The organism is Phycicoccus sp. DTK01, assembly GCF_017312765.1.
GTDB classification, from domain to species: domain Bacteria; phylum Actinomycetota; class Actinomycetes; order Actinomycetales; family Dermatophilaceae; genus Phycicoccus; species Phycicoccus jejuensis.
This window is the reverse complement of sequence record NZ_BOPU01000005.1, coordinates 197,550-209,263: the sequence shown is the minus strand read 5'-3', so window position 1 is coordinate 209,263 and position 11,714 is coordinate 197,550. Positions and strand designations below refer to the sequence as shown.

Sequence of the window (11,714 nt, the reverse complement as noted above, 5' to 3'; positions counted from 1 at the left end):
GCAACACCCCCTGCCACGCCGGCGGGGGACGGGACGCGATGACCCCGCACGTGCGGGGTCGTCGGTCACGGGTCAGGGCCAGGCGGACGTGTGTGAAACCGCCGGGCGACCCCGGCGGGTTCACACACGTTCGCGAGGAGGAGGAAGGAGGAGGAGGGGCGTCAGGCGGGGTGGGCCGCGCGCCAGCGGCCGGCGACCTCGAGGAGGCGGTCGTTGGCCTCGGGCTCGGCGATCGTGACGCGCACCCCGTCGGTGGCGTACGGCCGGACGGTGAGCCCGGCCTCGTCGCAGGCCGCTGCGAAGGCCGGGGTGTCGTCCCCGAGCGGGAACCACACGAAGTTCGCCTGCTGCTGCGGCACGTCCCAGCCCTGCACGCGCAGCGCCGCGACGACCCGCTCGCGCTCGGCGACGAGCTCCTTGACGCGCACGTCGAGCTCGTCGGCGGCGTCGAGCGACGCCAGGGCCGCGACCTGCGCGAGGGAGTTGACCCCGAACGGCAGCGCCGACTTGCGCAGCGCCTCGGCCACGGGCTCGTGCGCGACGGCGTACCCGACCCGCAGGCCGGCCAGCCCGTAGGCCTTCGAGAAGGTGCGCAGCACGACGACGTTGGGGTGGGCCTCGTGGACGGCCATCGCGTCCGGTGCGTCCGGGGCGTCGACGAACTCGAGGTAGGCCTCGTCGATGACGACGAGCACGTCGCGCGGCACGCGCGCGAGGAACGCCTCGAGCTCGTCGGCGCCGACCGTCGTGCCCGTCGGGTTGTTCGGCGTGCAGACGAGGACGAGCCGCGTGCGCTCGGTGACGGCGTCGGCCATCGCGTCGAGGTCGTGGCGCTCGCCGGGCGCCAGCGGCACCATGACGGGCGTCGCGCCGGCGAGCGTCGTGAGGATCGGGTAGGCCTCGAAGCTGCGCCAGGCGAAGAGGACCTCGTCGCCGTCGTCGCACGTCGCGCGGACGAGCTGGTCGAGGACGCCGACCGACCCCGGGCCGGTCGAGATCCGCGCCACCGGGACGCCGAGCCGAGCGGCGATCGCCTCGGTCAACGCGGTCACCGCCATGTCCGGGTAGCGGTTGATGCCGCCCGCCGCGTCGCGCACGACATCGAGGACCGACGGCAGCGGCGGGAACGGGTTCTCGTTGCTGCTCGCCTTGTAGGTCACGAGCCCCTCGCGGGCCGTCGCCGGCTTGCCGGGGGCGTACGCGGGCAGGGAGCCGAGGGCGTCGCGCAGGCGCACCGGGGTGGGGTGCGCCGCGGCCTCGGCGGTGAGGTCGTCGGTCATGGCCACCACTGTAGGACCGCCGGCGAGCGCCGCCGCCGCCCTCCGGCCTCGCACGCCGTCGAGTGAACAGGACGCGCCGTGTGGGCATCCGCCCCGACGGCGCGTCCTGTTCACTCGACGGGTGGGACCGGTGCGGGGACGCCTCGCGGCTAGCGTGGGCGCATGGCCTCCGACCCCACCCCGCACCGGCTCTCCGACGGCACGACCGCGCCCCTCGTCGGCTTCGGCACCTACCCGCTGCGCGGCGAGGAGGGCATCGAGGCGATGGTCTCCGCGCTCGAGGCGGGCTACCGCTACCTCGACACGGCGGTCAACTACGAGAACGAGGCCGAGGTCGGCGAGGCCCTGCGCCGCAGCGGCGTCCCGCGCGAGGAGGTGCGCGTCGCGACGAAGGTCCCCGGCCGCTTCCACGAGCGCGAGCTCGCGCTCACCTCGCTGCGCGACTCGGCGCGCACGCTCGGCCTCGAGCGGATCGACGTCGCGCTCATCCACTGGCCCAACCCGAGCCGCGACCTCTACCCGCAGGCCTGGCAGGCGCTCGTCGAGGCGCAGCGGGAGGGCCTCGTCGAGACCATCGGCGTCAGCAACTTCACCGAGGCGCACCTCACCCGCGTCATCGAGGAGTCCGGTGTGACCCCGGCGCTCAACCAGGTCGAGCTGCACCCGCTCTTCCCGCAGGAGGAGATGCGGGCCGTGCACGCGCGGCTCGGCATCCTCACCCAGGCGTGGAGCCCGCTCGGCAAGCGGCAGGCGCCCTTCGGGGCCGACCCCGTCGCCGCGGCCGCCTCGACGCACGACGTCTCCCCCGGGCAGGTCATCCTGCGCTGGCACGTACAGCTCGGCTCGATGCCGCTGCCCAAGTCCGCGACCCCGGCCCGCCAGCGCGAGAACCTCGACGTCACCGGCTTCGCGCTGACCGACGACGAGATGGCCGCCATCACCGGCCTCGGCCGTCCCGACGGGCGCCTCTTCGACGGCGACCCCGACACGCACGAGGAGATGTAGGCCGGATGCGCCCTCGCGGGTCCGTCACCCCGGGCCCGCGACCTGTCATGATCGAGCGGTGACGAACTTCCTCATCCGGGTCGGGATCAACGCCGTCGCCCTCTGGGTCGCCGCCCTCGTCGTCCAGGGGGTCGACCTCGCCGAGGACCAGGTCTCCACCGGCCGCAAGATCCTCACGATCGTCCTCGTCGCGCTCGTCTTCGGGCTCGTCAACGCGGTGATCAAGCCGATCGCGAAGTTCTTCTCGTTCCCCTTCATCATCCTGACGCTCGGCCTGTTCACGTTCATCGTCAACGCGCTGATGCTCCAGATCACCGAGTGGATCAGCAACGGCCTCGGGCTGTCGTTCACCATCGACCACTTCTTCTGGGACGCCGTGCTCGCGGCCATCGTCATCACCCTCGTCTCGTGGGTGCTGAGCGTCGTCCTCCCCGAGGACGACTGAGCGCGACGCCCGCGGCGCTAGGGTCGACGCCATGCGCGTCCTCGTCTCCGGCGGTGCCGGCTACATCGGGTCCCACACGGTCGTCCAGCTCGTCGGCGCCGGGCACGACGTCGTCGTCGTCGACTCCTTCGCCAACGCCAAGCCCACCGTCGTCGGGCGCATCGAGGCGATCACCGGGCAGCCGCTCGACGTCCGCTCCTTCGACCTGACCGACCACGACAAGACCGAGCACCTCTTCGCGCACGAGCCGTTCGACGCGGTCATCCACTTCGCGGGGTTCAAGGCCGTCGGCGAGAGCGTCGAGAAGCCGCTGGAGTACTACGAGAACAACCTCGGGTCGACGTTCTCGCTCGTGCGGGCGATGCGCCGCCACGGCGTGCGCCGTCTCGTGTTCTCGTCCTCGGCCACCGTCTACGGGGCCGAGGCGCCGGTGCCGATGCACGAGGACCTGCCGACCTCGGCGACCAACCCCTACGGCTGGACCAAGGTGATGCAGGAGCAGGTGCTGCGCGACGTCGCCGCCGCCGACCCCACGTGGCGCGTCGCCCTGCTGCGCTACTTCAACCCGGTCGGCGCCCACGCCTCGGGGACGATCGGCGAGGACCCGTCCGACGTGCCGAACAACCTCATGCCGTACATCGCGCAGGTCGCGGTCGGCCGCCGCGACAAGCTCCTCGTCTTCGGCGGCGACTACCCGACGCCCGACGGCACGGGCGTGCGCGACTACATCCACGTCGAGGACCTCGCCGCGGGGCACGTCGCCGCGCTGGCGCGCCTCGGGAGCACCGACGACGCGGTGTCGACGTGGAACCTCGGCACCGGCCACGGCACGTCGGTGCTCGAGCTGCTCCACGCGTTCGAGCGGGCCTGCGGCCACGAGCTGCCGCACGAGGTCGTCGACCGCCGGCCGGGCGACATCGCCGCGTCCTACGCCGACCCGTCGCGGGCCGAGGCCGAGCTCGGCTGGCGCGCGACGCGGACCGTCGACGACATGTGCGCCGACACCTGGCGCTGGCAGTCGCGCAACCCGCACGGCTACCCCGACGCCTGAGCGGCGGCCCAACCAGGGCGCGACGCGTCGACATTTCGGGGTCACCCCGAAATGTGCACGAGGCACGACCTCCGAGCCGGGGTCTCGTGGACGAAGCCTTGTGTCGCGCTCCGAAGCCCGCGTGAGGTGAGGCTCGCCTGCGTGGCCCGCCTCACACCGGGACGGCTGGGCGCGATCTACGACGTTGTGTAGTTTGTACTACGTCACGTCGTACTACGCGCTCCAGGAGCAAGGCATGGGATCTTCGCTCGACGTCGCCCGGTGGCAGTTCGCCATCACGACGGTCTACCACTTCCTCTTCGTCCCGGTGACCATCGGGATGTCCGGCGTCGTCGCGTACTTCCACACCCAGTGGGTCCGCACGCACCGCCCCGAGTACTACCGCCTCACGAAGTTCTTCGGGAAGCTCTTCCTCATCAACTTCGCGCTCGGTCTCGTCACGGGCATCGTCCAGGAGTTCCAGTTCGGGATGAACTGGTCGGACTACTCCCGCTTCGTCGGCGACATCTTCGGCGCCCCGCTCGCCTTCGAGGCTCTGCTCGCCTTCTTCCTCGAGTCGACCTTCCTCGGCGTCTGGATCTTCGGCTGGGGTCGCATCCCCGAGAAGCTCCACGCGAGCTCGATGTGGCTCACCCACGTCGGCACCGTGCTGTCGGCGTACTTCATCCTCACGGCCAACTCGTTCATGCAGCACCCGGTCGGCTTCCGGTTCAACCCCGAGACCGGCCGCGCCGAGATGTCCGACTTCCTCGCCGTGCTGACCAACAAGGTCCAGCTCGTCACCTTCCCCCACGTCGTCCTCTCGGCCTACATGGTCGGCGGCGCCGTGATCATGGGGGTCGCACTCTGGCTGCTGCGCCGCGACCACGCCACCGACGACGCCCCGATGTACCGCAAGGCCGTCCGCGTCGGCGCCGTCGTCTCCCTCGTCGCCTCGCTCGGCGTCATCGTCTCCGGTGACGTCCAGGGCAAGATCATGACCGAGGTCCAGCCGATGAAGATGGCTGCGGCAGAGGCGCTCTACGACACGACGAGCAACGCCCCGTTCTCGGTCCTGTCGATCGGCCCCCTCGACGGCAGCACCGCCACCCGCGTCATCCAGGTGCCCGGGCTGCTCTCCTTCCTCGGCACGGGCGACTTCAACGGGACGGTCGAGGGCATCAACGACCTCAAGGTCTCCGAGCGCGCGATGGCCGAGAAGGTCGGCCAGCAGTACGGCCCCGACGTCGCCGCGCTCGTGCAGGCCGACGACTACGCGCCGATCATCCCGGTCGCCTACTGGACGTTCCGCCTCATGATGGGCGCCGGGTTCCTCACGATCCTCCTCGCCGCCGCGGCGCTCTGGGTCACCCGCAAGAACGGTGTGCCGCAGGCCCGCTGGTGGACCGCGGTCGCCGTCCTCACCCCGCTCCTGCCGATCGCCGCGAACAGCTTCGGCTGGATCTTCACCGAGATGGGCCGCCAGCCCTGGCTCGTCTACGGCCTGATGACGACCGCCACCGGTGTCTCGCCCTCGGTCAGCGTCGGCGAGGTCTGGGTGTCGATGGTCGTCTACACGCTCCTCTACGCAGCGCTCGCCGTCGTCGAGGTCAAGCTCTTCCTCACCTACGTCCGCCGTGGCGCCGAGCCCTTCGAGGACCCGGCCGACCACACGGACGTCCCCGAGGACGCCCCCCTCCAGTTCGCCTACTGACCACAGGGACTCGCACACCATGGACACTCTTCAGCTGCTCTGGTTCGGCCTCATCGGCCTCCTCTGGGCGGGGTACCTCGTCCTCGAGGGCTTCGACTTCGGTGTCGGCGCCCTGCTCCCCTCGCTCGGCGCCGGCACGGACGCCGAGGACACCGAGAAGCGCCGCCGCGTGATGCTCACGACGATCGGCCCCCACTGGGACGGCAACGAGGTCTGGCTCCTCACCGCCGGCGGCGCCACCTTCGCCGCCTTCCCCGAGTGGTACGCGACGATGTTCTCCGCGTTCTACCTGCCGCTCCTGCTCGTCCTCGTCGCGCTCATCGTGCGCAACATGGGCTTCGAGTACCGCGGCAAGCGCGACGACGCGACCTGGCGCAAGCGCTGGGACATCGCCATCATCGGCGGCTCGGTCGCCGCGCCGCTCCTCGTCGGGGTCGCGCTGACCAACGTCGTGCGCGGCGTCCCGCTCGACGCCGACTCGGAGTACGCGGGCAACCTCTTCACCCTGCTCAACCCGCTGAGCCTGCTCGGTGGCCTCACCGTGCTGGCGCTCTCGCTCACCCACGGCGCGTTCTTCCTCGCCCTGAAGACCAGCGGGTCGATCCGCGAGGACGCCCGCCGGATGGGCACCGTCCTCGGGCTCGTGACGGCCGGCCTCGCCGTGGTCACGCTGCTCTGGCTCAACGTCGTGACCGGCTCGGTGTGGTCGTGGGTGACCACGGTCGTCGCCGCCGTCGCGCTCCTCGCGGCGATCTACGCCAACACGCAGGGCCGCGAGGGCTGGGCGTTCATCGGCACGGCCGTCACGGCCGCCACCGCGGTGGCCACGTACTTCCTGGCCCTCTACCCGGACGTCATGCCGACGAGCCTCGCCGGTGGTCGGTCGCTGACCATCGAGAACGCGTCGAGCAGCCCGCTCACCCTGAAGATCATGACCGGCGCGGCGCTCGTCTTCACGCCGATCGTGCTCCTCTACACCGCGTACACCTACTACACCTTCCGCAAGCGGATCGGGACGCACCACATCCCCGCCCCGGTCGCGGTCAAGTGAGGACCCTGACCCCTCGATGAGGCCCTTCGACCCCGGCGTCCTCGCGGTCGCCCCCGCGGCCCGCCGCCCCGTCCTGCTCCTGGCGGTCGTCGGCGTGCTCCAGGGGGCCGCCACGATCGGCACGGCGTTCGCCCTCGCGGCGCTCGTCGTGGCGGTCGTCGAGGGCGCGGGGATCGTCGGTCCCGCGGCCTGGCTCGCCGGGCTGCTCGTCGGGCGCGCCGGCCTCGGCTGGGCCTCCGAGCGGGTGGCCGCCCGGGCCGGGGTCGAGGTGACCGCCGCCCTGCGCAGCGCCCTCCTGCGGCGCTGGCTCACCGTCCCCGCGGAGCAGCGCCCGGACCCCGACCGCGCCGCCACCCTCGCAGCGCAGGGGGTCGCCGCGGTCGAGCCCTACGCCGCCCGCTTCCTGCCGGCCCTCGTCGCCGGGGCGGCCGTCCCCGTGATGGCGGTCGCGGCGCTGCTGTGGGTCGACCCGCTGAGCGCTCTCGTCGTCGTCCTCACCCTGCCCCTCCTCCCCTTCTTCGCGGCGCTCATCGGCGCCGCCACCCGCGACGAGACCGACCGCCGCTGGCAGGCCCTCTCGCAGCTGTCCGGCCACTTCGTCGACGTCATGCGCGGGCTCCCCACGCTCGTCGGGTACGGACGGGCCGAGCGCCAGGCCGAGGTCGTCGGCGACGTCAGCCGGCGGCACCGCACGGCGACGATGCGCACGCTGCGCCTGGCCTTCATGAGCTCCGCGGCGCTCGAGCTGCTCGCCTCGATCTCGGTCGCCATCGTCGCCGTCACGGTCGGCCTGCGCCTCACGCACGGGACGGTCGCGCTGCAGACCGGCCTGCTCGCCATCCTCCTCTCGCCGGAGGCCTACTGGCCGATCCGTCGGGTCGGCGCCGAGTTCCACAACGCGGCCGACGGGGCGGAGGCGGTGGCCGCCGTCCTCGACGACCTCACGGCCGACCAGCCGGCGCCCTCGCCCGCGGGACGGAGCGCTGACCTCGTCGGGGCCGAGCTGCGGGAGGTCTCCTACGCCTACCCGGGCAGCCCCGAGCCGGTCGTCCGCGACGTGACGCTGTCCGCCGGCCCCGGCCTCACCGTCGTCACCGGCCCCTCGGGGGTCGGCAAGTCGACGCTCCTCGAGCTGCTCGCCGGCCTGCGCACGCCCGCCTCCGGGGTCGTCGCGGCCGGACGCTGCCACCTCGTGACGCAGCGCCCGTTCCTCCCGGCCGGCACCCTGCGTGACGCGCTGCGCCTGGGCACCGACGCCCCCGACGACGCGCTCTGGGGGGCGCTGCGGGCCGTCGGGCTCGAGGGCTTCGTCGCCGGCCTGCCGCAAGCGCTGGCCACGCCCCTCGGCGACGACGGCGTCGGGCTCTCGGCCGGCCAGCGCTCGCGCGTCGCCATCGCCCGCGCGACCCTGTCGACCGCGCCCGTGCTGCTCGTCGACGAGCCCACCGCCCACCTCGACGAGCACGCGAGCGCCCAGGTGCACGCGCTGCTGCAGGAACTCGCCGAGCGACGCACCGTCGTCGTGGTCACGCACCGCCCGGAGCTGGTGCACCTCGCCGACCGGCACGTCGTCGTCACGGCGACCGGTGCGGAGGCGCACCGGTGAGCGACACCACGACCGTCCTGCGCCCGACCCGGGCCACCGTCCTCGGCGGGCTCCTCGGGGGCGCCGCGACCTCGGCCGGCATCGCCCTCACGGCGACGTCCGGATGGCTGGTCGTCCGCGCGAGCGAGCGGCCCGTCATCCTCACCCTGCTCGCGGCCATCGTCGCCGTGCGCGCGTTCGGGATGGCCCGGCCGTTCTTCCGCTACCTCGAGCGGATCGTGTCGCACGACGCGGCGCTCGCCGACCTCGCCGACCGGCGCGGCGCCGTGTACCGCGCGCTCGTGCCGCTGACCCCGGCGCGCCTCGGGCGCCGCTCGCGCTCGGCCGTCCTCACCGGCGTGGTCGACGACCTGACCGACGTCGTCGAGGCCCAGGTCCGGGTCACCGTGCCGCTCGTCTCCAGCGCCGTCGCCGGGCTGCTCGCGACCGCGCTGACGGCGGCCTTCGCCCCCGCCGTCGGGCTCGTCGTCGCCGGGCTGCTCGTCGTCGTCGCCCTCGGGTGCGTCCTCGCGTGGTGGTTCGAGTCCCGGTCGCGTGACGAGCTGCTCGCCGCCCGCGCCGAGACCGCCCGCGTCGGTGACCTCGTCGCCCGCCAGGCCGGCGAGCTGCGGGCCATCGGGGCCGAGGGCGCCGCGCTCGGCTGGCTCGACGCAGCGCACGCGACGCTGCGGGCCGCCGTCCGGCGGCAGAGCCGGGGCCGCGCGCTCGTCGCCGCCCTCCTGCTGCTCGGTACGGCCGCCGCGACGGTCGCCGCCGCCGCGGTCGTCGACCCGGCCGCCACCGGGGGCCCCGTCGCCGCCCTGCTCGTGCTCGTGCCGGTCGCGGTCGGCGAAGCCCTCGCCCCGCTCGTCGACACGATGCGTGCCCTCGCCCGCGCCCAGGGCAGCCGCGCGCGCCTCGAGCGGCTCCTCGACCAGGACCCCGCCGTGCACGAGCCCGCGCACCCGGCGACCCGCCCCGATTCCCCCGCCGCCGGTGGCGGCGGCGTCCGGCTGGAGGCCGCGAGCGCGTCGTGGACGGGGGCGCGCGAGGACCTCGCCCCGACCGACCTCGAGCTCGTGCCCGGCCGCCACGTCGCCGTCGTCGGGCCCAACGGGTCGGGCAAGAGCACCCTGCTGGCCGTGCTCGCCCGCAGCCTCGACGTCAGCGGCGGCCGGCACACCGTCGGCGGCGCCGACGTCCGTGGTCTGGCCCTCGCCGACACCCGTGGTGACGTCGCGGTCGTCGACGACGAGCCCCACGTCTTCGCGACGACCCTCGCCGAGAACCTCCGCCTGGCCCGGCCCGGCTGCGACGACACCGCCCTGCGCCGCGCGCTCGACCTCGCGGGCCTGCGGGACTGGCTCGACGGCCTGCCGGACGGCCTCGACACCCGGCTCGGCACCGGCGGCCGCGGGCTCTCCGGCGGCGAGCGCACCCGCCTGGGCGTCGCCCGCGCGGTGCTCGCGGACCGCCCGGTCGTGCTCCTCGACGAACCCGCTGCGCACCTCGACCACCCGACGGCCACGGCCGTGCTCGATGATGTCCTCGACGCGACCCGCGACCGCGCCGTCGTCCTCGTGAGCCACCGCCCCGAGGCGCTCGACCGTCTCGACGCCGTCCTCGACCTCTCCGTCCGTCCCGGCCCCCAGGAGTAGCCATGCCGCACTCGACCTCCGCACCCCGACTCGGCGACCTCGAGCGCGTGGTCATGGAGCGCCTCTGGGAGGCCGGCCACACCGACGGCGCGACCGTCCGCGAGGTCTTCGAGATCCTCGAGCGCGACCGCGAGATCGCCTACACGACCGTGATGACCGTGCTCGACCGGCTCGCGAAGAAGGAGCTCGTGACGCGCGTGCGGGAGGGCCGCGCCTGGCGCTACTTCCCCGCCGACTCCCGCGAGGCCCTCACCGCGCAGACGATGCGGCGCACCCTCGACGACATGGAGGTCACCGACCGCCGGGCCGCCCTCCTGCACTTCTTCGACGGCGCGAGCTCGGAGGAGATCGCCGACATCAAGGCGGTGCTCGCCGAGGTCGAGGCCAAGGCCGAGGAGAGGGCGAGCAGCCCGCGGGGTCTACGCGGCCGGCTGCGCCGCTGACCCCGCGCAGACCGACCTCCCCTCGCCCGGCCCCACGACCCTCCTGCCGCCCTTCCCCGCGCTGCGCCCTCCGGGCGCCCGGGCGCCCGAGGTGACGCTGCCCGCGGCGGGCTGACGCGGGGGTGGCTCCCCTGCCACCATGGGGTCGTGCTCCCGCTCGTCCTCGCCGGGCTGGCCGTCGCCCTCGTGTGGGTGGCGCCCGGGCTGCTCGCCCGCCAGCCGCGCTTCCGGCGTGCGCCGCGGGCCGCGCTCGTGGCCTGGCAGGCGGTCTCGCTCGGCGGGGTGCTCGCCGCGCTCTTCGTGGCGCCCGCCGCGCTGCCGCTCTTCGCGGGAGCTGACGACCTGCGTCAGCACCCGGCGCTCGTCGTCGTCGCCGCGTGCGTGAGCGCCGCCCTCATCGTCCGGGTGCTCGTGTCGGGGCACCGGGTCGGCACCCGCATCCGGGCGGCCCGGGCGCGGCACCGCGAGATCGTCGACATCGTCGCCGAGCACGACCGGGACGGCCTGCGCGTCCTGCAGCACCCCACCGCGACGGCGTACTGCATCCCCGGGCGCTCGTCGCGGGTCGTGCTGTCGCAGGGCGTGCTCGACACCCTCCCCGAGGAGCAGCTCGCGGCCGTCGTCGCGCACGAGAAGGCGCACCTGCGGGCCCGGCACGACCTGCTGCTGGAGTTCTTCACCGTGCTCCACGAGTCGGTGCCGTCGGCGCTGCGCTCGCACCGGGCGCTGACCGAGGTGCGGCTGCTCGTCGAGGCGCTGGCCGACCGGGCCGCCGTGCGTCGCAGCGGGGAGGTGGCGACGGCGCGTGCCCTCGTGGCCATTGCCCAGAGCCGCTACCCCGACGAGGCGATGGGCGCGGGCACGTCGGCGCCGGTCCGGATGCAGCTGCTCGCGCTGGGGCCGCACCCCCGCCTGGCCGCGGCCGCCTACGCCATCGCGGCGGTGGCCCTCACTGCGCCGCTGGCGCTCCTCGTGGCGGCCTGGTCGTGACCGGCGAGGCGGCGCCGGGCGACCTGCGGGCGGCCCTGTCGGCCGGCCTCGTGCCGGCGATGCGGGCCCGGGACGCGGTCACCGTCTCGGCCCTGCGCTCGGCCCTCGCCGCGCTGGGTAACGCCGAGGCCGTCCCGTCGGGCGACCGCCCGCGGGCGGGTGCGATGGAGGAGGCGGCCCTCGGGGTGGGAGCGGCGGACGTCCCGCGGCGGGAGCTCTCCGAGGACGAGGTGCGAGCGGTGGTCGAGCAGGAGGTGGCGGAGCGGGTCGCGGCGGCCGACCGGCTGCGGGCCCTGGGGCGCCCTGCGGACGGCGAGCGTCCCGCGGCCGAGGCCGCGGTGCTCCGTGGGCTCCTCGACGCTGCCCGTCGGCGGGCCTGACCGGCGCCCGCCCATCGGCGACCGGGCGGTCGCCGCCGCCCCCGGAGGTGTGTGCTCCCAGCCTCCTGGCGCTCCGGAAGGTTTACCTTCCGCGCGCAACCATCGTCGGACCCACCCACGAGACTCCTTGCCC

The 11,714-nt window shown here is 74.2% G+C and carries 11 protein-coding genes; 10 read left to right on the top strand and 1 reads right to left on the bottom strand.

Going from position 1 to position 11,714, the window contains the following annotated elements; genetic code table 11:
* Positions 1–161 precede the first annotated feature (161 nt).
* Positions 162–1,280, bottom strand: coding sequence for a histidinol-phosphate transaminase (gene hisC, locus J3473_RS12885; RefSeq protein WP_207024011.1), 1,119 nt, complete (start codon positions 1,278–1,280; stop codon positions 162–164).
* 162 nt (positions 1,281–1,442) lie between these two features.
* Here hisC and J3473_RS12880 point away from each other — a divergent pair, with 162 nt between their 5' ends.
* The 10 genes from J3473_RS12880 to J3473_RS12835 all read left to right on the top strand — a co-directional run bounded on the left by J3473_RS12880 (position 1,443) and on the right by J3473_RS12835 (position 11,581).
* A complete protein-coding gene (locus tag J3473_RS12880; RefSeq protein WP_207024009.1) occupies positions 1,443–2,285 on the top strand; it encodes an aldo/keto reductase in 843 nt (280 codons plus the stop codon).
* A 58-nt stretch (positions 2,286–2,343) separates the two neighbouring features.
* Complete coding sequence (locus tag J3473_RS12875) at positions 2,344–2,730, top strand: phage holin family protein (protein WP_030527063.1); 387 nt, start codon at positions 2,344–2,346, stop codon at positions 2,728–2,730.
* Between the two features lie 31 nt (positions 2,731–2,761).
* Positions 2,762–3,781 (top strand): UDP-glucose 4-epimerase GalE, encoded by a 1,020-nt coding sequence (gene galE, locus J3473_RS12870; RefSeq protein ID WP_030527064.1) that lies wholly within the window; start codon positions 2,762–2,764, stop codon positions 3,779–3,781.
* 235 nt (positions 3,782–4,016) lie between these two features.
* Complete coding sequence (locus tag J3473_RS12865; RefSeq protein WP_207024008.1) at positions 4,017–5,474, top strand: cytochrome ubiquinol oxidase subunit I; 1,458 nt, start codon at positions 4,017–4,019, stop codon at positions 5,472–5,474.
* 19 nt (positions 5,475–5,493) lie between these two features.
* Positions 5,494–6,525, top strand: coding sequence for a cytochrome d ubiquinol oxidase subunit II (gene cydB / locus J3473_RS12860; protein WP_207024006.1), 1,032 nt, complete (start codon positions 5,494–5,496; stop codon positions 6,523–6,525).
* Positions 6,526–6,541: 16 nt separating this feature from the next.
* Positions 6,542–8,131, top strand: a complete 1,590-nt coding sequence (cydD, locus tag J3473_RS12855; RefSeq protein WP_207024004.1) for a thiol reductant ABC exporter subunit CydD — start codon at positions 6,542–6,544, stop codon at positions 8,129–8,131.
* Complete coding sequence (gene cydC / locus J3473_RS12850) at positions 8,128–9,768, top strand: thiol reductant ABC exporter subunit CydC (protein WP_207024002.1); 1,641 nt, start codon at positions 8,128–8,130, stop codon at positions 9,766–9,768. The genes cydD and cydC overlap by 4 nt, the downstream gene beginning before the upstream one ends.
* A gap of 2 nt (positions 9,769–9,770) precedes the next feature.
* On the top strand, positions 9,771–10,211 hold the full coding sequence (locus J3473_RS12845; protein ID WP_036829083.1) for a BlaI/MecI/CopY family transcriptional regulator: 441 nt from the start codon (positions 9,771–9,773) through the stop codon (positions 10,209–10,211).
* 147 nt (positions 10,212–10,358) lie between these two features.
* Positions 10,359–11,201: a M56 family metallopeptidase gene (locus tag J3473_RS12840; RefSeq protein ID WP_207024000.1), complete on the top strand. Its 843-nt coding sequence runs from the start codon at positions 10,359–10,361 to the stop codon at positions 11,199–11,201.
* Positions 11,198–11,581 (top strand): hypothetical protein, encoded by a 384-nt coding sequence (locus J3473_RS12835; protein ID WP_207023998.1) that lies wholly within the window; start codon positions 11,198–11,200, stop codon positions 11,579–11,581. The genes J3473_RS12840 and J3473_RS12835 overlap by 4 nt, the downstream gene beginning before the upstream one ends.
* Positions 11,582–11,714 lie beyond the last annotated feature (133 nt).